Raw genomic sequence first — 19,727 nt, 5'->3', positions numbered from 1 at the left:
TTGGTATCACCGCGAACGCAGCCACACCACCAATCCGACCAACCCAGCCAACAACGCGGCCACGACGGCCACCGGCACCGGCTTGCGCCGGGCGAACGCGACGGCCTCACCGGCCCGCGCGCCCACCTGCTCGGTGAGGTCCTCCACCCGCTCCTTGGCCTCGTGAGCGCGCTCGGTCAGGGTGTCTTTCACCTGATCGGCCTTCTCCACGACGGCTCCCTTGACTTCGTCTGCCTTCTCCCCCACCCGCCTACCCACCTCGGTCTTGGCGGCCAGCGCGTCGACGGTCTCGGCCAACTCCTCGCGCGCTTCCTCGATCTCCTCGCGCAGCTCGGCGCGTTCGGACCTCCCGCTCATCGGTGGGCACTCTCCTTCACCGTCTCGACGTCTCGGCGGGTGCTGTCCATGGCCTGGCGCGGGATCGGCGGCGTGGCGCGGCCGAACCGGTTGGCGGCCACGACGCCCAGCAGCGCCGCGACCAGGAACAACGTTCCCGCCACGACCAGCGCGGACGCCCACACCGGCAGCACCACCGCCAGCCCGGCCACGGCGGCGGCGACCAGCGCGCCGACGCCGAACCAGGCGACGACCCCGGCCACCCCGCCCAGCGCGGCGCCGAGGCCCGCCTGCTTGCCCTTGTCCCGCAGTTCCGCCTTCGCCAGCGCCAGCTCGTCCCGCACCAGGCGCGAGACCTGTTCGCTGAGGCGGCTGACCAGTTCCCCGGTCGACAGCTCCCGTTGCTCGCTCATGCCCACCGGGTTACCCAGGTCCAAGCACGGTTACGCCATGGCGGCCTATCCGGCGGACGACAGCGCGCCGAGCAGTTCACCCACTCGGGGGGCGGGCAGGACGCGGGCGACGTCGGCCTGGGCGACGATGCCGATCAGCTCGTGGTTCGAGTCGAGGACCGGGAGCCGCCGGACGCCGTGGGAGGACATCTTCGACAGGACCTGGTCCACGTCGTCGTCGGCGTTGACGGTGATGACCGGGCCCTGGGCGAGTTCGCTGGCGTGCAAGGCGCGCGGGTCGTGGCCCTGGGCGATGACCTTGATCACGATGTCCCGGTCGGTGATCATGCCCTTGAGCCGGTTGTCCTGCCCGCACACCGGCAACGCGCCGACGTCGAGCGCCGCCATCATGCGGGCCGCCTCCAGGATCGTCTGCGAGCTGTCGACGCAGGTGACGTCGGAACTCATGATGTCGCGGGCCGTGGTCATGCGTGCCTCCCTCGAATCGGATGACTGACCGTCGTGGGCTACCCACCCCGGGCGACACCGCACACCACCCAGGTGTGGAATCCGCCCATCCGGGTACCCGCTGCCCATGACCAAGCCGCGAGACCACAACCGCGCCGTATCGCGGCCGCACCTGGCTGTGGAACGGGGTGTAACCATGGGCAACCGCGCGGGCGAGGCCGTGGAACTTCGGCTCGACGCGACGCTGGCGCAGCTGCCGCTCGTGCGGACCATGGCAGCGGCGGTGGCCATGCGCCAGGACTACGACATCGACTCCATCGCCGACCTGCGGCTGGTGGTCGACGAGGCGTGCGGACTGCTGCTGGCGCGGGCGCTGCCGTTCTCCACGCTGGTCGTGCAGTTCGACCCGACGCCGACCGAAGTGCGGGTGCGGTGCTCGGTGTCGGTGCTGAACGAGACGCCGCTGGCGCGGTCCGGACTGGGGTGGCGGTTGATCTCGACGCTGGTGGACACGGTCTCCACGGCGGTGTTCGACGGCGAGGTGTTCGCCGAACTCGTGATCGACCTGTGCATGGCGAGGAGGGCGGCGGTCGCGTGACCCAGCCACATCTGACCGACACGGCCCGGCGCGGTAACTCGAAGCGCAACGACAACAGCGACTACGGCCACCTGTTGCCGCTGTTCGACGACCTCGCCCGGCTCCCGGAGGGCCAGGCCCGGGCCCGCGTGCGCGAGGAGCTGGTGACCGGGTTCCTCCCGGTGGCGCAGCACATCGCGCAGCGCTTCGCCAACCGCGGCGAGCCCTACGACGACCTGCTGCAGGTCGCCACCCTCGGCCTGATCAACGCCGTGGACCGGTTCGACCCGGACCGCGGCAGCGACTTCCTGTCGTTCGCGGTACCGACGGTGATGGGCGAGGTGCGCAGGCACTTCCGCGACACCAGCTGGGCGATGCGGGTGCCGCGCAGGTTGAAGGAGCTGCACATGGCCGTGAACGCGGCCACCGGCGAGATGTCGCAGCGGCTGGGCCGGGCGCCGACGCCGTCGGAGCTGGCCAGGCACCTGGACATGCCGGTGGAGGACGTGTACTCGGGCCTGGAGGCGGGCGCGGTGTACCGGTCGCAGTCCCTGGACGAGATCATCGGCCCGGACGAGGACAACACGTCGGTCGGCGACCGGATCGGCGTGGAGGACAAGGCCCTGGCGGGCGTGGAGTACCACGAAACGCTCCAGCCGCTGCTGGCGAACCTGCCCGAACGCGAGCGCCGAATCCTGCTGCTGCGGTTCTACGGGAACCAGACGCAGACGCAGATCGCACAGCAGGTGGGGCTGTCGCAGATGCACGTGTCCCGGCTGCTCTCCAAGACCCTCGCGCAGCTGCGCGAGACGATGATGGAGGACTAGAGGCGGCGCAGGTAGGGCGGACCGGGATAAGGCTGCTGCGGGTAGGGCTGTTGCACCGGATACGGCTGCGGCGCCGAATACCGCGGTTGTGGCGGGTACACCGGTTGCTGCTGCTGCGGTCCCGGATGAGCGCGGTGCGGTTGAGCGCCCGGTTTCGGCTGTCCGAGGTGATACGGCAGCCACGGGACGAACTGCGCCAACCGCGCGAGGACCGCCAAGACACCCTCCGGGCCGGAGCCGGTGTCCACCGCGCTTTCCGTGTACACCAAGTCGGATCCGACCAGCGACCACGTGCCCAACTTCAACGCCATCACCGTCCCCACGAGTTGAGGTGTCAACAGCGCCGCCGCCACCGCCGGGTCTGTGTCGATCAAGCGGTGGCGCCTGTTGAACTTCGGGTCGTGGGTCTGCGGGCGCGGACACCTTTCCGGCCCACCCGGGTACCACTGGCGCTTCGACCACACCTGCGCGAACGGCATCACCACGGGCAGTGACACCACGAAAACCGACTCGACCTCGTACTGGTCGGTTTGCCGAACGGTGATCCCCACTGCCTTGTGGTTCACCACCGTGGGGCGCCGGAAGTACTGGAACGCGGTGAACTCCATGCCGCTCTCCACACCGGTGACCGCGCCATACACGTGGCGCATGTCCCCGCGCACGGTGAACGGCAGCACCGGCCACTGGTCCAGCAGCCACGGCGCATCCGGGTCGAACCGCCAGCCCCGCTGCGCGGCGAGCCCGACGCGCTGCTGGTTGACGACATCGAAGTTGAAGCGGCGGATGAACCTCATGTTGCGCTCGGAATCCACCGCCCGACCCTACGGGTTCAGCGCCACGTCATAGGGCAGATGCGCGAGGAAGGCGGTGAGCTTGCCCAGCACCTCGACGATCCGCTCCGGTGGCGTGCCGCCGTGCAGGGACGCCTCGGTGTAGACGAGGTCGTTGCCGATCAGCGCCCAGGTGCCCAGGTCCAGGGCCACCGCCGCGTTGACGACAGCCGGGGTCAGCACCCGCGCGGCCACGTCGGGGTCGGTGTCAACGAGCCGGTGTTGCTGGTTGAAGGCCGCGTGGTGGGTGGTCGGGCGGCCCAATTTCCAGCCGAGGAACCAGTAGCCGTTCTTCTTGGGCAGGACCTGCACGTGCGGCATCGGCGTCGGCAGGGAGACCACCCACACCGTGTCGGTGACGAAGTTCATCCAGCTCGACGCGAGCCACGACGGCGCCGTCGGCCCGCGCACCAGGTCGTGCTGGAAGTCGAACACGGTGAACTCGACGCCGCTCATCGCGCCGATCACGGCCCCGTAGCAGCGGTCGGCGTGCGCGGCGCGGTAGTGGCTCGACCAGCGGGCCACCACGGGCAGCACCGGCCAGCGGCCGAGCAGCCACTGGGCGTCGGGCGCGAACTCCCAACCCCAGTGGCCCGCGAGCGCCGCCCGCTTGGCATTGAACGGATTGTTGGCGCGCAGCGCAGCGTGCTCGTCCGATTCCATGCTCTCCTCCCCCGGGAACGGCGGGAAGCGTAACCGTCAGCTGCCACCGGCTTTCGTCCGCCTGCGCGGTTCCCGGCCCTTCGGCGCGGACGGCGCGGGGTGCGACGGCGGCGCCGGGATGTCCAGCGCGACCTCGCCTTCGATCCGCACCGGTTCGCCGTGGTGCGCGACGTCGACCGGCTTGCCGGACACCAGCCGGTACACCGCGCTCCCCTGCGTGATCTCGACCTGGATCCGACTGCCCTGGAAGCACATGCGGAACGCGACCCGCGCCAGCGCCGACGGCAGCCGCGGCGCGAACGACAGCTGCCCGTCGTGGTCGCGCATGCCGCCCAGCCCGGCTACGACCGCCTGCCACGCCCCGGCCAGCGACGCCATGTGCAGCCCGTTGCCGACGTTGTCGTGCAGGTCGTTGAGGTCGGTGAGCGCCGCCTCGGCCAGGTACGCGTGCGCGAGGTCGAGGTGCCCGCACTCCGCTGCGAGCACTGCTTGCGTACCGGCCGACAACGACGAGTCCCGCACCGTCCGCGCCTCGTAGTAGGCGAAGTTGCGCGCCTTCTGCTCCGGCGTGAACGCGTCCCCCCGCAGGTGCATGGCCAAGACGAGGTCGGCCTGCTTCACCACTTGCTTGCGGTACAGGTCGAAGTACGGGTAGTTCAGCAGCAGCGGGTAGTGCTTACCGGGCGTGCCTTCGAAATCCCACTCCTCGTGTGAGGTGAAGCCCTCGGCCTGCTGGTGGACTCCCAGCATGTCGTCGAACGGGATGCGCATCCGGTTGGCCGCGGTGCGCCACGTCTCGATCTCCTCCGGCGTGACCCCGAGGTGCGCGGCGACCGACGGGTTGCGCTCGGCCGCCTTGATTGCCTCCAGCATGTTCTTCTGCGCCATGAGGTTGGTGTAGACGTTGTTGTCCACGACCGCGGTGTACTCGTCCGGCCCGGTGACGCCGTCGATGCGGAACCCGTCGTGCGGGTCGTGGTGACCCAGCGACGCCCACAACCGCGCGGTCTCGACGAGCAGTTCGGTGCCCTGCTCGGCGTCGAAGTCCGCGTCGAGGGTGGCCGCGTAGTAGCGGGCCACGGCGTCGGCGATGTCGGCGGAGACGTGGAACGCGGCCGTACCGGCGGGCCAGTACGCGGAGCACTCCTGGCCGTTGATCGACCGCCACGGGAACGCCGCGCCCGTCTTGCCCAGCACCCTCGCCCGTGCCTGGGCCAGCGGGATCGTGCCGTGCCGCCAGCTCAGCGCGTCGCGGGCGGCCTCGGGGACGGTGTAGGTGAGCACGGGCAGCACGAACGTCTCGGTGTCCCAGAACGCGTGGCCGTCGTAGCCGGGGCCGGTGAGGCCCTTGCCGGGGATCGCGCGGCTCTCGCCGCGGGCACCGGCCTGGAGGATGTGGAACAGGCCGAGGCGCAGTGCCTGCTGGAGTTCGTCGTCGCCGTCGATCTCGACGTCGGCGGCCTCCCAGAAGTCGTCGAGGTACGCGCGCTGCTCGGCGAGCAGGCCGTCCCACCCGGTCTGCCGGGCACCGGCCAGGGCGGCCTCGACCTGGGCCCGCAGGGCGGGCGCGGAGCGGGTGGACGACCAGCCGTAGCCGAGGAACTTGGTCAGCCGCAACGCCTCCCCCACCGGGACGTCGGCGGCGACGGTGAGCCGCGCCAGGTCGTCCTCGACGGTGATGTCGGTGCGCAGGCCGTCGCGGACCTCGATCTCGTGGTCCATCGCGGCCGCCACGCGCAGCCCGGACTGCCGGGTGCGGTGCACGAGCACGGCCCGCGTCCCCTCGGCGCGCTGGAACTCGCCCTCCAGCGGCGATTTCAGCGCGAGCGCGACGCGCGGGTCGCGGGTGCGGCTCTCGATCGGTTCGTTGGCCAGCAGGTCGGACTGCACGACGAGCTGCGTCTGGCCGCTCTCGTCGATGGGCTCGACGACGTAGTGGATCGCCGCGACCGCGCGCTGGGTGAGGGAGACGATCCGCTGGCTGGACACCCGGACCCGCTTGCCCGTCGGCGATTCCCACTCGGTGACCCGGGAGAGGATCCCGGTGCGCAGGTCGAGGGTGCGGTGGTGGTGCAGGGCCCGGCCGTAGCGCAGGTCGAGCGGCTCGTCCTCGACCAGCAGTCGGATGATCTTGCCATCGGTGACGTTGACGACGGTCTGCCCGGCCTCGGGGTACCCGTAGCCGATCTCCGCGTACGGGAGGGCGTGCTCCTCGTAGAAGCCGTTGAGGTAGGTGCCGGGCAGGCCGACGGGTTCGCCCTCGTCGAGCGAGCCGCGCAGCCCGATGTGCCCGTTGGCCAGGGCGAACACCGATTCGGTTCGGTGCAGCTGGTCGAGCGCGAGGTCGCTCCAGCGCAGCCGCCACGGGTCGAGGTCGAAACCGCCGCTCATCGGGATCCCCCCAGCAGGTCGGCGAGGTCGTCGACGACGACGTCGGCGCCGTGGTCGCGCAGTTGCTCGGCCTGGTCGGCGCGGTTCACCCCGACGACGTAGCGGAACCCGCCCGCGCGGCCCGCCTCGACGCCGGACAGGGCGTCCTCGAACACGGCGGCCTCCGACGGGGCGACGCCGAGCGCCCGGGCGCCCGCGAGGAAGGAGTCGGGGGCGGGTTTGCCGCGCAGGTGTTCGTCGGCGATGGTGATGCCGTCCACCCGGGCCTGCACGAACTCCGCCAGGTCGGCGACGTCGAGGACGTGTTCCCCGTTGGCCGACGAGGTGACCACGCCGATCTTGAGACCGGCGTCGCGCGCGGCGTTGAGGTAGGCCACCGAGCCCGGGTACGGCTGGATGCCGCGTTCGTCGATGAGGGCCAGCAGCGCCTCGTTCTTGCGGTTGCCGACACCGTTGACGGTGGCGGCATCGGGGGTGTCGTCGGGTTCGCCCTCGGGGAGGCGGATGCCGCGGGAGGTGAGGAAGGTGCGCACGCCGTCGGCGCGGGGGCGGCCGTCGACGAAGGCTGTGTAGTCGTGCTTGGTGAACGGCGCGCGGTCGCCGTCGGTGCGGGTGGCGAGGAAGGCGTCGAAGGTGCGCTGCCACGCGATCTCGTGCAGGGTCGCCGTGCTGGTGAGCACCCCGTCGAGGTCGAACAGGCAGGCCGCGACGCCGTCAGGCAGACCGATCATGTGCCGACGCTACCGCCGGTGACGCGCCGGGGCAGGCCTGGCGCTGCCAAATCGCGTGTACTCCTGGGAGAATGCCCCCATGCCCGACGCCTCCACCCCGCCGCAGCTGCTCGACGTCGTGGTCGACGAGCATCCGGACGGCGCCGTCGTGATCCGACCCCACGGCGAGATCGACCTGCTGACCGCGCCGCGCTTCACCGCGCGCATGGCGGGCGCCCTCGACTCGGGCGCGCGGCTGGTGGTGGTCGACCTGGACAAGGTGTCGTTCTTCGGGTCCGCCGGGGTGGCGGGCCTGGCCCGGGCGGCGGAACGCGCGGGCGAGGTGGGCGCCGGTTTCCGGTTGGTCGTAGGGGCGTCGATGGCAAACCGGGTGCTGGAGATCAGCGGCCTGTCGCAGGTGCTGGAGTTAAGGCCGACGGTCGAGGACGCGCTGGTCGACTGATGGGCCCATCGGGCCCCTCGATAGCGGAGCGTGATCAAGACCACCTCCGGTCGGGAACGCCGCGCGGGGGTTACGCGTTAGTACGGTTGTCACCGCAGCGAGGAACCCCACGGACGTTTCCCGGCAGATGTACCCCCCGACATCGCTGGACGCACGTCCTGGCCGCGCCGCAGGTGGCACTAACCGCCGATCGGACCACCCCCCACCCCGGTCCGATCGGCGGTCTTTTATTACCCGCAAGTGTGCGCGGAGAGTAGTTGACTGAACCCCGAACGCGTCGTTTGCTGGTCGAGTAGCTCGGGTAGCACGCAGGAGTGAGCACTGCGACTGAGGCGTGGCAGGCCCTGGGTGCCTGTAGGCAGGTGTCGTCGGACCGGTTCTTCAGCCCGGACAACGAACGCGGCAAAGCCCGCGAACGACGAGTCAGGCAGGCGAAACTGGTGTGCGCGGGGTGTCCGGTGCTGCGCAGGTGTCGGGAGCACGCGCTGGCGACGCGAGAGGCGTACGGGGTGTGGGGTGGGATGGATGAGAACGAGCGGGCGGAGCTGTTCCGAAGAAGGGGCGTGACACCGCCGGTCTGAGGGACCCCGCCCCGGAGGGCGGGGATTTTGTTTGCGTTGCCCCCGCCCCTCGCGGGGCGGGGCCAACCGCTACCGGCCCAGGATGCCGGACTTCACCGCGGTGACAAGGGCCATTGCGTCGATCGCAAGGGCCGCGCCCGCCGGGTTCTTGCTGTCCCGGACAGCGGTGAGCGTGTGCGCGAGCTCCACACAGTCGCCGTTGCTTCCACCGCTGAAGGAACTCTTACGCCAGCGGATCTGGTTCTGCGTCATTACTTGATCCTCCCGATCGGCAGTGCCTAGCTGCCGATCAGGCTAGTCAAGAACGCGCGGGTCTCTTCAGGCGAGAGCGCCAGCAGCGCCATCCGTTCGAAGCTGTTCGAGTACCTGGCCAGGTCGGCGGGCCGCTCCAGGTAGACGGCGCCGTCTGCGTGCTCCAAGAAGACAAAGTTAGGGGATTCCTCCTCGGGCAAGGTCAGCAGGGTGAACGGGTTGGTCATGCCGGGGTGGATGCCAGCCTCGAAGTTCAGCACCTGCAGGGTCATGTAGGGCTCGGCCGAAACCTCGATGAGCCTGGCCAGCTGCTCCTTCATGTCGCCGACCGGTCGCCGGACAACGGCCTCGTTGAGAATGACGTGGAGGTGGGGCGGGTTGGTCTCCAGCCGCTTCTGCCGCTGCCGCCGGAACAGGACGGCGTTCTCCAACTCGGCCTCGTCGGGCTTGTCGAGGTAGGCAGCCCGAACGTCGCGGACGTAGCTGGGGACCTGAAGCAAGCCGGGCACCAACTCGGACTGGTAGATCCGGATCTCCTGCGCGTCCGACTCGAAGCCGACCCAGGTCTGGAACCAGTCCGGCATCGTGTCGCTGTGGCTGACCCACCAGCCACGCTCGTTGCTCTCTTCCGCCTGCCGCACCAACGTGTCCACCTGTGGCGCGCCGATCTCGTAGAGCTGGCACAGGAACCGCACGTTGCGCGACAGGATCGCGTGCCGCCCGTTCTCGATCCGACTGATCGTCGGCCGCTTCACACCGAGGTACTCGGCGGCGTCGTCCTGCGACTTGCCCGCCGCCTCGCGCAGTTCGCGGAGCTGCTTGCCGAGTCGCCAGCGTCGAACCAGGGAACCGGGGCTGAGTTCGTCTCGATCTTCCATGCCGCACAGTCTGCACACAACTACGCCAAGTACGTACCCCATTCACTCGATCGAAGTATTTTCTCAGCGTACGTACGCACCGTACGGTCTACTCTACCGGCACCCCCGAACAATCCTCCACAACAGCAGACCCCGACAACCCCCAGACCCCGCAGTTCACCTGTTGCAGGGATAGCAACACCCGATGATCAGCCCGACCACCGATAGCACACAATGAGCCTGCCACCCCCGGACCGCGACGGGCTCCCCCGGCCACGACCACGCCACCTCCACCGTGGTCCAACCCGGAGCCCGTCGCCCCCTGGGCCGGTCCGCACCCGCCGTCCCTACCGACGGGTGCGGACCGGCCCCTTCGCCACCGCGCCACTCCCCCGCCGCCTCAAGGTGCCCAGCCCGGAAGCCCGGAAGCCCCCACCACACCCCCCACGCGTCCGGCCCATCAATCCCCAGCCGCGTCGAACCCACCGCCATAGCGAGCGCCGCCCTCACGCCCCCCACCCCATCGAGTCCCTCGCCCCACCTCGACCTCACCTCACCCAGCCACCACCCACCCCAGCCAGCACAACTTCCCCAACGCCCGGCTCCCACCGACAGCCACTCCCGCACGACCTCCACAACGCCGCAAACCGCCGGCTCCCCCGGGCCCACCTCACCCACTCGCCGCCATCGCGATCGCCGCGCCACTCCCCCAACCCAACCAAAGCCCTCGCCGAACCCACCCCAGCCCTCCAACACCCCCAACGCCGCGCCACATCCCACTCCACGACCTCCAGAACGCCCCCGCCCCTTTCGCCGCCCACAGCCGCGCCGAACCCGCTCCCTCCCCACCGCTCCGATAGCGACCGCCAGCTCCCGCACGCCCTCCGGACGTCCCACCCCATCGACTCTGTCGGCCTCGCCCCGAACCCGATTCACCCACCCGCCCCCTCCACCGAACCCGCCCCCACCTACCAGCCGCCGATCCGCGCCGCTGACCGCCGTCGCCCATCGCTTCCGCCGCGCCGAACCCCTTGTGCCGCAAGGTGTCCGGCCACCTTCATCCCCCGGGAGGAACCAATCACCAGCGCCGCGTGCCTCCGAATCCCCTTCGCGTCCCTTCCTCCACCTCCGGGAGCCACCCATGACCTACCGCCGCCTTCGGGCCCTTCTTCGTCGGATCCGGGTGGGTGGGCCCGGTTCGGTGCGCGTCCCCTGCCGGGACCAGGCCGGGCACCGGGGGCACCTGGAGGTCACCGCCGTCGACAACGGGGTCGTCCTGCGCACCCCCGACGCCGGGCTCGTGCACCTCACTCCCCTGCACATCGGCCGCCTGCGCGCCGCCCTCCGCGACGCCGTGCTCGCACCGCCGCCCGACGAGCGGCACCCCTGATCCCACGACCCGGAAGGCCCTCATGAGCAGCATCCGCTACCGCCGCACCACCACCCGCCTCCGCGACCTGCGGGTCGCGGCCAACCTGCACGCGCTCGAGTTGGCGCGGCGGTTGGAGTGGTCGCCGTCGAAGGTCAGCCGGTTGGAGACCGGGCAGCGGCCGCCGCACATCACCGACGTCACCGACTACCTGCGGGCGCTGGGGGTGTCCGGGTACGCCGAGCGGCAGGTGCTGGACCTGCTGCTCGCCGAGTCGGCGCCGCACTGGTGGTGGCGGCGCGGGCTGGCCGCGACCCCGGACTGGCGGGACGCGGTGGACCTGGAGGCGCGGGCGACGACCGTCACCACCTACGCACCCGCGCTGGTGCCGGAGATCCTGCGCACCACCGAGTACGCCGCGGCCGTGGTCGCCTGCCGCCACGCGCTGACCCCGGGCAGGCCCAACAACCGCCGCGTCGGCCTGGCGACGGGCCGTCAGCTGACGCTGTTCGCGCGGGAGAACGTCGACGTCACGGTCCTGATCGACGAACCCGCCCTGCACCGCCGAGTCGTGTCCCCACTCGAACAGCGCGCCCAGCTCAAACACCTGCGAACCATGGCCGAAACCATCGACCTCCGCGTAATCCCCTTCGACCGCATGCACCCCGGCCTGGTCACCGGAGCCTTCACCCTGTGCGCCTTCCGCGACGAACCGACAACCGTGCACACCGACGGAGACCAACCGGCCATCGACACCCCGGAAGAAATCACCGAATACCGCGCGTTGACCGCGACCCTGCTCGCCGCCGCCCTCACCCGCACGGAAACCGCCACCCTCCTGACCCACCTCACCGACACCGACCAACGAGTCCTGGCCCACGCGTAGCAGATATCCTCCGACCAAGCCGTACCGTCGTGGACGATCCATCGCCGCACGCCACTGAGCCGGGGGATTCGTTGCCGAAAGTGCCTGACTCGCGCGGACCCGGCAGAGCGGCGGTCAACGCACTCCGCGCGCTCCTGGAGCGGCACAACCACATCGTGCAAGAGGTGGACGGCCAGAACGACTTCGGCGAGGACCTGCACGTCACGTTCACCGAGAACGGTGCGGTCACCGGCGACCTGGTCAAGATCCAGGTCAAAGGCGGCCGTTCGTGGCGCAAGGCCCAGTTGGGCGAGATGGCGGGCGTCGAGTTCGGTCCGTGGGACATCGTGCAGCACCAGGTGAACGTGCACGGCGAGGACCTGATCTTCTGGCAGCGCCCGGGCGAGGGGTTCGCGACCCTGCTGCACAGCGACCTCGACTGGTGTCCGGAACCCTACGGTGTCGAGCACTTCCACCCCGGTGGTCGACCGAGTCTGCTGCCCGGCGTGCCCTTGGTGGCGGACACGATTCCGAGCAAGGGCGAGGCGCAGTGGCTGGCGGCCTGCTTCGACGCGGCTCTGTGGGCCCGCGAACCCGCTGACGGTGATCCCCCGCTCGTCACCAACACCGCCGCGCGCGACAGCTACGTGGCCAGACGGGTCGAACACCACCTGTGGGTCGACCCCGACGCGATGACCCGGTCCCGCCAAGCGCTCCGCGTCGAGGCCGCGACCGACCGCGAACTGGCTGCCGTCATCGAGAACACACCTGGCGCCGTCAGCGTGCTCTTCGACCGGCTGAACCTGGGCGACACCTTCTGGCCGGAGGAAAGCTTCGTCCGGCGAGCGTCCGCCGAGCCTCGATGACGGCGCGACCGACGTTTGCGGTTCGGTGCGCCGGGGAATTCACCTGCTCACGGGGAGGGAGGCGGACATGCGGCTGCGGCGCAGCGACTGCTCGGGGCCGGGTATCCGGCGGGTGCGGCACGGGCGGGGTTTCCGGTACGTGGACGCCGACGGCGACGCCGTCCGCGACCCCTCGGTCCTGGAACGCGTGCGCGGCCTGGTGATCCCCCCGGCGTGGCGGGAGGTGTGGATCTGCCCCTACCCGGCGGGCCACATCCAAGCGGTCGGTCTGGACGACGCGGGTCGCCGCCAGTACGTCTACCACGAGCGGTGGCGGGAGGACCGGGACGCCGAGAAGCACGACCGGGTCCTGTCCCTCGCCCACAAGCTGCCCAAGGTCCGCGCGCGGGTGCTGGAAGACCTGACGAGGCCGGGCCTGGGACGAGAGCGGGTGCTCGCCGGGGCACTGCGGGTCCTCGACCGTGGCGTGTTCCGGATCGGCGGCGAGGAGTACGCGGAGGAGAACAACACCCACGGCGTGTCGACCCTGCTGCGGGGCCATGTGCGGCTGAAGGGCAACGAGCTGACCTTCGACTTCCCGGCCAAGGGCGGCATCGACCGGTCGGCGACGATCCGCGACCCCGAACTGTCCCGCCTGATCTCGTCGCTGCGCCGCAACCGCGCCGACGACGACCGCCTCTTCGCCTACCGCGACGGACACGACCGGCGCGAACTGCGCGCGGCGGAGGTCAACGAGCGCTTCAAGGAGTTGGCGGGCGACCGCTTCACCGTCAAAGACATGCGCACGTGGACCGCGACCGTCCTGGCCGCCACCACCTTCGCCACCCACGACGGCCCCCCTTCCAAACGAGCCGAAGCCGCCGTGATGCGCGCGGTGTCGGAGCAACTGGGCAACACCCCGGCGATGGCCCGCAAGTCCTATGTGGACCCCCGGGTGACGGAGGCGTTCCGCGCGGGCGAGACGATCGAACCCACCGTCCGCAGGCTGGCCGCGCGGGACTTGGACGCACCCGAGGTCCGAGAACCCCTCGAACGCGCCGTGATCCGCCTGCTGCGTTCCTGACCTGGTCGCAGACCGGGAGACGCGGCTTGGGTACTGTCCCCCGGAATCGGGGGTTCGACCATGTGGTTGCGGTGGGCGCGCGGAGTGGTGGCGGCGATCGGTCTCGCCTTGCTCGGTCTGGCGCTGGTGGTGTGGTGGGTCGCCGAGGACGCACTCGCACCGGGGTCCGGCGGGTATGCCATAACGCAGTGCCTGGGAGGCCCCTGCACCCCACCGGAGATCTCCGGCACGGCGTTGGCCCTGATCGTCGTGTCAGCCGCGCTGGGGTTGGCCGCGTTGGCCGCCGTGGTGCGGGACGTGGCCAGGCGCTAGCGGCGGGACAGGACCCAGCGGGTGTGGCAGTTGCGCCAGGCGACGTCGTGGCGGGTGCCGGGGTGGATCAGGGGGATCCAGCGCAGTTCCCGGCCGCCGAGGGGGACGACGCGGGTGCTGCCGTAGTCGCCCGTCACCCGGAACGGGACCCGGTCGGTGCCGGTCAGGCCCGCCAGGATGTCCGCCGCCTCCTTGCCCAGGGTGATCACCACCGGCGCGTCGGCCTCCCGGATCTGCCTGAGCAGTTCCCGCCCCTCGGTGCGCAGCGCCACCCGCACCAGGTCGGGTTTGGCGGGGCGGCGTGGGAGGCGCGCGAGCGGGAGACCGGTGGTGAGGGCGAAGCGGTCGTACTCGTTCATGGCGCGGGTTTGGCGCGGCCCGGTCTTGACGAAGTACGTCGGCACGCAGTCGGTGAAGTACGTCGCGCACGGGTCGAGCCCCAGCGGCTCCAGGACGTCGGTCATCACCAGCCGACCGGAGCCGCCGCCGGGGCCCGCGGGGCCGACGGTCCCCCAGGCGTCGCGCCAGTCGACGCGCCGGCGCCACTGGTCGATGCGGGTGGTCTGGTCGCCGGTCCAGAACATGGTGGGCTCGTCGTCCACGGCGAGGGAGGCGATCGGGCGGTGGCCCGGCCTGCGCCACCGCACGTGCAGGGCGCTCGGGTACACGCCGAGGACGAGGGCGGCCGCGCGGTCGGCGTCGGGCAGGCGCGGGGTGCGGCGGAGGACGGGGAGGCCGAACGGGTAGACGCCGACGGCCGGGGCGGTGCCCGGGAGCCAGGCTTCCTCGGTGCAGGCTTCGATCACGAAGACCCTATCGCCGGTCGGACGTCCGATGTGACACCGGTCGCACTCACCCGTTGTGGGCGGGATGGTCCAGTCACCACACCTGTCAGCAGCACGACCAGCGCGGCGACGGCGCTACCGGCGATCACGCGCTCCACCAGCCCCAGCGGCACGAACCGCCACCACGGCTCGCCGCCGCCCGCCATGTTGACGACGCCGACGACGATCGTGCCGAACCACAGCAGCGACACGATCCCCAGCCCGCGCGCCGTCCACCGCGGGAAAGGCGACACCACCCGGCCCGACGCGATCAGCACCGCGATCGGCAGCGCCAAGAACGCGGCGACGCTGGCGTAGCGGTGGACGTAGCCGCCGACGCTCGGCCCGACGGCCCAGTTCGTCTTGGTGAACGCGACGACCGCGACCAGGCCCAGCACCCACACCGCCCCGAAGACCAGCGCGGCCGGTCGGGCGACGCGGGCGCGGGCCAGTTCGGTGAACGCGGCCACGGAACCGCCCGCGACGAGCAGCACCGCGAGGTCGAAGAGCCACTTGTTGTCGCCCATGGCGTACTCGGACAGGGTGCGGGTGGTGGGGCTGATCGCGTCGGTCGGCGGGATGACGTGCAGCAGCAGGAGCGTGCCGACCCCGGCCAGCAGCCCCACCACGCCCAGTGCACCGGCGCGCATCCGACCTCCCGTGTCTGTTCTGTCCCAGACTAGGCAGGGTTCCTGTGCGTTTCAGCCCTGGTCGGTCTCGTCGTCGAACTCGCCGAGGATTTCCTCGAGGAGGTCCTCGAGCGCGGCCAGCCCGACGATCGCGCCCTGGTCGCCGACGAGGGCGAGCTGCGCCCGCTCGGCGCGCATGCGGCTGACGGCGTCGCCCGCGGTGGTGTCGGCGGACAAGACCAGCGGCGGGTTCATCAGGTCGCGCGCGGTCCCCGCCCCGCCCGCGATGGTGGCGCGGACGGCCTCGCGCACGTGCACGATCCCGCGCGGCTGGTCGTCGTCATCGACCACGACCAGCCGCGACCGGCCACTGGCCCGGGACGCGTCCTCGATGTCGGCGGCCGTGGCCCACTCGGGGACGGTGACGACGTCCGCGCGCGGCGACATGACCTGGGCGACGGTGGTGTGCTGGACCCGGAGCACGCCGCTGAGCATCTGGTGCTGCTGCTCGGGCAGCAGGCCGTGCTCGCGGGACTCGCGCAGCAGCACGCGCAGGTCGTCGGGGCCGTGGGCCTGGGCGACGGTGTCCTGGGGCTCGACCTTGACCGCGCGCAAGGTGGCGTTGGCGACGCCGTTGAGCAGGGTCAGCACGGGCCGGGTGACGCGGGTGAACCAGACGAACGGCAGCGCCAGCAGCCGCGCGGACCGCTCGGGGTGCGAGATGGCCCACGACTTCGGCGCCATCTCGCCGACCACCATGTGCAGGAACACGACGAGCACCACGGCGAGCACGAACGCGATCGGGTACGCCCACGCCTCGGACAACCCGAGCGCGGTGAACAACGGCTCGAACAACGCGGCCACGGCGGGCTTGGCGAGCGCGCCGAGCCCCAGCGTGCAGAGCGTGATGCCGAGCTGCGCACCGGCCAGCATCAGCGACAACTCGCGCGTCCCGGCCACCGCCGCCCGCGCCGCCCGACTCCCGTCCGCCGCGGCCTCCTCCAACCGGTGCCGCTTGCTGGCCACGAGCGCGAACTCGGCCGCCACGAAGAAAGCGTTGGCCACCAACAGGACCAACGACACCAACAACGCGGGCCCGGTACTCACGCCCCACCTTCCGATTCACGAGAGCTGGCGAGAACAACCGCGGTCACGCCCGCCCGATCGACGGGCGTTCCCGGAGAAATGCGTGGACCGCGCGCGACGGCGGGTCCGTGGTGGCGCGCTCGGCCACACGCCGAGCCGCCCGAGGCCGCACCGGATCGCCACCGCGAAACCGGTGCCCCACCGACCGCCACGCACAGCACGACCGGGGCCCGACCAGTCGAGCGCGGCGACTCCTCATCGCCCGCGGCCCGCGGCGCGACCGCGGGCCTGCCGAGCAGGAGCGACGCCGAGGTCCGCGCGCCGCGCGGACGGGCGGCTGCCGGGACCGACCCGCGCACCGCCGAGCGGGGTTCCCGCGCGCGCGTCACGCGTTCACCTCGGGGCGGAGGCTGACCAGGACCGTGTGCGGGACGCGGCGGTGGACTTCGGTGACCGAGACCACCGCGGTCTGGGGCGCGTCGTCCAGGTCGGCGTCCGCCAAGGCGGCGGTGACCTCCACCTTGTCGCCCGGGCGCGGGACCCTGCCCAGGTGCTGCATGACCAGGCCGCTGAGGGTGTCGTAGCCCGCGTCACCCGGGAGTTCGATGCCGGTGACCTCGGCGACCTCGTCGACCCGCCAGCGGGCGGGGACCGACCAGGAGCCGTCGGGGTGGGAGACGGCGCCGATCTCCATGTGGTCGTCCTCGTCGAGGATCTCGCCGACGACCTCCTCGGCGACGTCCTCGAACGACACCACCCCGGCGAAGCCGCCGAACTCGTCGACCACGCAGGCCAGTTGGCGGTGCTCGGCGCGCAGCCGCTCCAGGACCTCCGGCAGCGGCAGGCTCTCCGGGAGGAACAGCGGGGCCGTGGCGACCGCGCGGGCCTCGGTGGTGCCGCGCTCGGCGGGCGGCACGGTCAGCACCTCGGCGATGCCGATCACGCCGACCACGTCGTCGATGTCCGCGCCGACGACCGGGAACCGGGAGCGGCCCGTGTCCAGCAGCTCCACCACCCGCGTCACCGGGTCGCCCGCGCGCACCACGTGCACGTCCACGCGCGGGGTCATGACCTGGCCCGCGGTGAGCGTGCGGAAGTCGAGGCCGCCCTCGAGCAGCCGCGAGGTGCCCGCGTCGAGGCTGCCGACCTCGCGGGACTCGCCGATGATGCCGCGCAGGTCCTCGGCGGTGGCGCCCTGGGGCAGCTCCTCGATCGGCTCGATGCCGACGGCGCGCAGCAGCCGGGTCGAGACGGTGTCGAACAGCTTGATCAGCGGTCCGGCCACGGCGAGGTAGACCAGGGTCGAGCGGCTCAGCGCGCGGGCGACGGCCTCGGCCTTGGCGATGGCGAGGTTCTTGGGCGCGAGTTCGCCGAAGACCATCTGCACGACGGTCGAGATCACCAGCGCGAGGACCACCGACAGCGCCGTGGTGACCGCGCCGGACGCACCCGCGAGGCCGAGCAGCTCGGCGATGCCGCCGCCGAGGTACGGCTCGGACACGTAGCCGACCAGCAGCGCGGTGACGGTGATGCCGAACTGGGCGCCGGAGAGCATGAACGACAGGCGTTGCGTGACGCGGTAGGCGCGTTCGGCGGCCGGGTCGCCCTCGTCGGCGAGCTGGCGCAGCCGGTTGCGGTCGACGGCGACGTAGGCGAACTCCTGGGCGACGAAGTAGCCCGTCGCGGCGGTGAGGAGCAGTACGGAGAGCAGTCCGATCAGGATCAGCACCGGCGCTCCGGTCGGTTCACGGGCAGCGGGGTGCGGTGTCGCTGGCGCCGGGCGTCACCCGGCCCGGGACTATCACCTTCCGGGGCGTTCATGTTCCCCACGCTAACACGGTCGGGGGTGAGTCACCTTCCACGAAGGACTCCCGACCGGTGGGACCGCGACCCGTTCGGCCCAGCGCCGGGGCGTGATCCCCGTCGCGTCGCGCGCCCGGACCGCTACCAACCGTGGCTACGTCCACTGTAGACTGGAAATCTCGGTGGCCTACAAATAACCACTGATCAGCCCACCTGGACAGCGTACGACATAAACAAAAGCTTTCCGCACCGCACACCGCGAACCACGTCGCAATTGCACGCTCAGTGAGCGAATCGCCCTGGTCAGACGGACAAGCGTGACCCAATCAACGCTTCGACAAAGCCCCGATCCCATTTACGCTCGGTAAGAACCACAGGGAAGCGATCACCAACTTGGCGGTAGTCCCGGCAGGAGATCACCCCCTACGTTGCCCGGTGACGATCTACGCCGACGAGTGAAGGTGTGCTGCGTTGAAGCGCGCGATCTCCGTGAACGACCACACCGGCGCGCAGGTTCGGCGGCTCTGCGCGGCGGCGGGCCTGACCGAGCGCGCCGACGAGGTCGTCGAGCTGCTGGCCGACCTGCTGGGCCCGGCCGGGCAACGGGGAATCGACCGACCACCCGCGTGGCGGTCCGATGTGGCCGATGACCACTGTCCCGTCGAGTACTCGCTGGCGTTCGAAGAGGACGGTTCGACGACGCTGCGGCTGCTGGTGGAGAGCACCGCGCGGCGACCGGGGCCGCGGGCCAACATGAACGCCGGATTGCGTTCCCTGGAACGCCTGGCGCGGCGCTACCCGCTCTCCCTGGACCGGTTCGACGCGGTCCGCGACCTGTTCCTGCCCGCGGCCCCGGTGGGCGCGTTCTCGCTGTGGTTCTCCGTCGTGGTGACCGCGGCGGCGGTGCGGGTCAAGGTGTACCTCAACCCCGAGGTGTCCGGTCGGGCCGTCGCGTCCGGCCTGGTCCGCGCCGGGCTCGACCGGCTGGGTTTCACCGGCGCCTACGCGCACCTGCGCGCGCACGCCGCGCGCCAAGAGTCCTGTTTGGACACTTACTCGTTCTTCGCGCTCGACCTCGACGACACCCCGCGCTCGCGGGTGAAGGTGTACCAGACGCACCGGCACGCCGGGTTGGCCGAGGTCCGCCGACTCGCGTCCGCCTTCCCGGACGCGGACCCGGTCGAGGTCGTCGAGTTCGCCGCGATCCTCGGCGAGGTCGAGACCTTCCGGGGCCGTCCGCTGGTGTCGAGCACGACGTTCCTGTCCGGCAGCCAGGCGCGGCCGGACGGATTCTCCCTCTACGTCCCGATCCGGGACTACGTGCCCGACGACGCCGCGGCGCTGGAGCGGACCGCGTGCGTGCTGGACAAGCACGGGCACGACACCGACCTGCTGCGCGCGGCCGTGCGCGCCGTCACCGACCGTCCACTCGGGTCCGGCACCGGGTTGGTCGCGCACGTGTCGCTGCGCCTGGGCCGCCCCCGCTCCGGTGTCACCGTGTACCTGTCCGCCGAGGCGCACGGGGTGACCGCGCCCCGCGCGAGCGCCGCGTGAGAATCGCCG

23 protein-coding genes are annotated in these 19,727 nt (G+C 71.2%); 10 read left to right on the top strand and 13 right to left on the bottom strand.

Annotated elements, in window-relative coordinates; translation table 11 throughout:
* Positions 1-6: 6 nt before the first annotated feature.
* From V5P93_RS13695 to V5P93_RS13685, 3 genes are read right to left on the bottom strand one after another with little or no spacing between them, the layout of a single operon-like run.
* Complete coding sequence (locus V5P93_RS13695; protein WP_104475736.1) at positions 7-357, bottom strand: DUF3618 domain-containing protein; 351 nt, start codon at positions 355-357, stop codon at positions 7-9.
* Positions 354-749, bottom strand: coding sequence for a phage holin family protein (locus tag V5P93_RS13690; protein WP_104475735.1), 396 nt, complete (start codon positions 747-749; stop codon positions 354-356). Before V5P93_RS13690 ends, V5P93_RS13695 begins: the two co-directional genes overlap by 4 nt.
* A 45-nt stretch (positions 750-794) precedes the next feature.
* A complete protein-coding gene (locus V5P93_RS13685; RefSeq protein WP_104475733.1) occupies positions 795-1,217 on the bottom strand; it encodes a CBS domain-containing protein in 423 nt (140 codons plus the stop codon).
* A 106-nt stretch (positions 1,218-1,323) separates the two neighbouring features.
* On the opposite strand from V5P93_RS13685, the gene V5P93_RS13680 reads away from it, so the two are divergent.
* On the top strand, positions 1,324-1,794 hold the full coding sequence (locus V5P93_RS13680; RefSeq protein ID WP_146107860.1) for an ATP-binding protein: 471 nt from the start codon (positions 1,324-1,326) through the stop codon (positions 1,792-1,794).
* A gap of 11 nt (positions 1,795-1,805) precedes the next feature.
* Positions 1,806-2,600, top strand: coding sequence for a SigB/SigF/SigG family RNA polymerase sigma factor (locus tag V5P93_RS13675; RefSeq protein WP_181043295.1), 795 nt, complete (start codon positions 1,806-1,808; stop codon positions 2,598-2,600).
* On the opposite strand, the gene V5P93_RS13670 is transcribed toward V5P93_RS13675, so the two are convergent.
* From V5P93_RS13670 to V5P93_RS13655, 4 genes are read right to left on the bottom strand one after another with little or no spacing between them, the layout of a single operon-like run.
* The gene (locus V5P93_RS13670) at positions 2,597-3,412 is read right to left on the bottom strand and encodes a hypothetical protein (protein WP_245930889.1); all 816 of its coding nucleotides are present in this window, start codon (positions 3,410-3,412) and stop codon (positions 2,597-2,599) included. The genes V5P93_RS13675 and V5P93_RS13670 overlap by 4 nt on opposite strands.
* Positions 3,413-3,421: 9 nt before the next feature.
* On the bottom strand, positions 3,422-4,093 hold the full coding sequence (locus V5P93_RS13665) for a hypothetical protein (RefSeq protein WP_104475729.1): 672 nt from the start codon (positions 4,091-4,093) through the stop codon (positions 3,422-3,424).
* Between the two features lie 36 nt (positions 4,094-4,129).
* Positions 4,130-6,484, bottom strand: a complete 2,355-nt coding sequence (locus V5P93_RS13660) for a glycoside hydrolase family 65 protein (protein WP_104475727.1) — start codon at positions 6,482-6,484, stop codon at positions 4,130-4,132.
* The gene (locus V5P93_RS13655) at positions 6,481-7,215 is read right to left on the bottom strand and encodes an HAD family phosphatase (RefSeq protein ID WP_104475725.1); all 735 of its coding nucleotides are present in this window, start codon (positions 7,213-7,215) and stop codon (positions 6,481-6,483) included. The genes V5P93_RS13660 and V5P93_RS13655 overlap by 4 nt, the downstream gene beginning before the upstream one ends.
* 79 nt (positions 7,216-7,294) lie before the next feature.
* Here V5P93_RS13655 and V5P93_RS13650 point away from each other — a divergent pair, with 79 nt between their 5' ends.
* Together V5P93_RS13650 and V5P93_RS13645 are read left to right on the top strand one after the other, a co-directional pair.
* Positions 7,295-7,657: an STAS domain-containing protein gene (locus tag V5P93_RS13650; RefSeq protein WP_104475723.1), complete on the top strand. Its 363-nt coding sequence runs from the start codon at positions 7,295-7,297 to the stop codon at positions 7,655-7,657.
* 314 nt (positions 7,658-7,971) lie between these two features.
* Positions 7,972-8,238 (top strand): WhiB family transcriptional regulator, encoded by a 267-nt coding sequence (locus V5P93_RS13645; RefSeq protein ID WP_104475721.1) that lies wholly within the window; start codon positions 7,972-7,974, stop codon positions 8,236-8,238.
* Positions 8,239-8,307: 69 nt separating this feature from the next.
* Here the strand turns inward: V5P93_RS13645 and V5P93_RS13640 are convergent, their stop codons facing one another.
* Together V5P93_RS13640 and V5P93_RS13635 are read right to left on the bottom strand one after the other, a co-directional pair.
* On the bottom strand, positions 8,308-8,490 hold the full coding sequence (locus V5P93_RS13640) for a DUF397 domain-containing protein (protein WP_104475719.1): 183 nt from the start codon (positions 8,488-8,490) through the stop codon (positions 8,308-8,310).
* Positions 8,491-8,516: 26 nt separating this feature from the next.
* Positions 8,517-9,368, bottom strand: coding sequence for a helix-turn-helix transcriptional regulator (locus V5P93_RS13635; protein WP_104475717.1), 852 nt, complete (start codon positions 9,366-9,368; stop codon positions 8,517-8,519).
* A gap of 1,120 nt (positions 9,369-10,488) precedes the next feature.
* Between V5P93_RS13635 and V5P93_RS13630 the strand changes: the two genes are divergently transcribed.
* The 5 genes from V5P93_RS13630 (at position 10,489) to V5P93_RS13610 (ending at position 13,822) form a co-directional block, all read left to right on the top strand.
* On the top strand, positions 10,489-10,737 hold the full coding sequence (locus V5P93_RS13630) for a hypothetical protein (protein ID WP_146107859.1): 249 nt from the start codon (positions 10,489-10,491) through the stop codon (positions 10,735-10,737).
* A gap of 22 nt (positions 10,738-10,759) precedes the next feature.
* Positions 10,760-11,602: a helix-turn-helix transcriptional regulator gene (locus V5P93_RS13625; RefSeq protein ID WP_104475713.1), complete on the top strand. Its 843-nt coding sequence runs from the start codon at positions 10,760-10,762 to the stop codon at positions 11,600-11,602.
* A gap of 80 nt (positions 11,603-11,682) precedes the next feature.
* On the top strand, positions 11,683-12,447 hold the full coding sequence (locus tag V5P93_RS13620; protein ID WP_219823864.1) for a DUF4365 domain-containing protein: 765 nt from the start codon (positions 11,683-11,685) through the stop codon (positions 12,445-12,447).
* Between the two features lie 67 nt (positions 12,448-12,514).
* Entirely contained in the window at positions 12,515-13,510 is a 996-nt protein-coding gene (locus tag V5P93_RS13615) for a DNA topoisomerase IB (protein WP_104475709.1), read from the top strand.
* 60 nt (positions 13,511-13,570) lie between these two features.
* Complete coding sequence (locus V5P93_RS13610) at positions 13,571-13,822, top strand: hypothetical protein (protein ID WP_104475707.1); 252 nt, start codon at positions 13,571-13,573, stop codon at positions 13,820-13,822.
* On the opposite strand, the gene V5P93_RS13605 is transcribed toward V5P93_RS13610, so the two are convergent.
* The 4 genes from V5P93_RS13605 to V5P93_RS13590 all read right to left on the bottom strand — a co-directional run bounded on the left by V5P93_RS13605 (position 13,819) and on the right by V5P93_RS13590 (position 18,090).
* Positions 13,819-14,628, bottom strand: coding sequence for a hypothetical protein (locus V5P93_RS13605; protein WP_104475705.1), 810 nt, complete (start codon positions 14,626-14,628; stop codon positions 13,819-13,821). The two genes, V5P93_RS13610 and V5P93_RS13605, sit on opposite strands and share 4 nt — an antisense overlap.
* Positions 14,625-15,296: a DUF998 domain-containing protein gene (locus tag V5P93_RS13600; RefSeq protein WP_104475703.1), complete on the bottom strand. Its 672-nt coding sequence runs from the start codon at positions 15,294-15,296 to the stop codon at positions 14,625-14,627. The genes V5P93_RS13605 and V5P93_RS13600 overlap by 4 nt, the downstream gene beginning before the upstream one ends.
* Before the next feature lie 51 nt (positions 15,297-15,347).
* On the bottom strand, positions 15,348-16,382 hold the full coding sequence (locus V5P93_RS13595; RefSeq protein WP_104475701.1) for a hemolysin family protein: 1,035 nt from the start codon (positions 16,380-16,382) through the stop codon (positions 15,348-15,350).
* Between the two features lie 364 nt (positions 16,383-16,746).
* Positions 16,747-18,090, bottom strand: coding sequence for a hemolysin family protein (locus V5P93_RS13590; protein ID WP_104475699.1), 1,344 nt, complete (start codon positions 18,088-18,090; stop codon positions 16,747-16,749).
* 545 nt (positions 18,091-18,635) lie between these two features.
* Here V5P93_RS13590 and V5P93_RS13585 point away from each other — a divergent pair.
* Positions 18,636-19,718: a tryptophan dimethylallyltransferase family protein gene (locus V5P93_RS13585; protein WP_104475697.1), complete on the top strand. Its 1,083-nt coding sequence runs from the start codon at positions 18,636-18,638 to the stop codon at positions 19,716-19,718.
* Positions 19,719-19,727: the final 9 nt, after the last annotated feature.

It is taken from the genome of Actinokineospora auranticolor, assembly GCF_041897805.1.
GTDB lineage: Bacteria > Actinomycetota > Actinomycetes > Mycobacteriales > Pseudonocardiaceae > Actinokineospora > Actinokineospora auranticolor.
This window is presented reverse-complemented; position numbering and strand designations above follow the sequence as displayed.

What these genes read in the sequence shown, in the direction of transcription:
- V5P93_RS13695 (WP_104475736.1), bottom strand. Translation starts at nt 357, where the DNA reads ATGAGCGGGAGGTCCGAACGCGCCGAGCTGCGCGAGGAGATCGAGGAA.
- V5P93_RS13690 (WP_104475735.1), bottom strand. Translation starts at nt 749, where the DNA reads ATGAGCGAGCAACGGGAGCTGTCGACCGGGGAACTGGTCAGCCGCCTC.
- V5P93_RS13685 (WP_104475733.1), bottom strand. Translation starts at nt 1,217, where the DNA reads ATGACCACGGCCCGCGACATCATGAGTTCCGACGTCACCTGCGTCGAC.
- V5P93_RS13680 (WP_146107860.1), top strand. Translation starts at nt 1,324, where the DNA reads ATGACCAAGCCGCGAGACCACAACCGCGCCGTATCGCGGCCGCACCTG.
- V5P93_RS13665 (WP_104475729.1), bottom strand. Translation starts at nt 4,093, where the DNA reads ATGGAATCGGACGAGCACGCTGCGCTGCGCGCCAACAATCCGTTCAAT.
- V5P93_RS13660 (WP_104475727.1), bottom strand. Translation starts at nt 6,484, where the DNA reads ATGAGCGGCGGTTTCGACCTCGACCCGTGGCGGCTGCGCTGGAGCGAC.
- V5P93_RS13655 (WP_104475725.1), bottom strand. Translation starts at nt 7,215, where the DNA reads ATGATCGGTCTGCCTGACGGCGTCGCGGCCTGCCTGTTCGACCTCGAC.
- V5P93_RS13650 (WP_104475723.1), top strand. Translation starts at nt 7,295, where the DNA reads ATGCCCGACGCCTCCACCCCGCCGCAGCTGCTCGACGTCGTGGTCGAC.
- V5P93_RS13640 (WP_104475719.1), bottom strand. Translation starts at nt 8,490, where the DNA reads ATGACGCAGAACCAGATCCGCTGGCGTAAGAGTTCCTTCAGCGGTGGA.
- V5P93_RS13635 (WP_104475717.1), bottom strand. Translation starts at nt 9,368, where the DNA reads ATGGAAGATCGAGACGAACTCAGCCCCGGTTCCCTGGTTCGACGCTGG.
- V5P93_RS13630 (WP_146107859.1), top strand. Translation starts at nt 10,489, where the DNA reads ATGACCTACCGCCGCCTTCGGGCCCTTCTTCGTCGGATCCGGGTGGGT.
- V5P93_RS13625 (WP_104475713.1), top strand. Translation starts at nt 10,760, where the DNA reads ATGAGCAGCATCCGCTACCGCCGCACCACCACCCGCCTCCGCGACCTG.
- V5P93_RS13615 (WP_104475709.1), top strand. Translation starts at nt 12,515, where the DNA reads ATGCGGCTGCGGCGCAGCGACTGCTCGGGGCCGGGTATCCGGCGGGTG.
- V5P93_RS13610 (WP_104475707.1), top strand. Translation starts at nt 13,571, where the DNA reads ATGTGGTTGCGGTGGGCGCGCGGAGTGGTGGCGGCGATCGGTCTCGCC.
- V5P93_RS13600 (WP_104475703.1), bottom strand. Translation starts at nt 15,296, where the DNA reads ATGCGCGCCGGTGCACTGGGCGTGGTGGGGCTGCTGGCCGGGGTCGGC.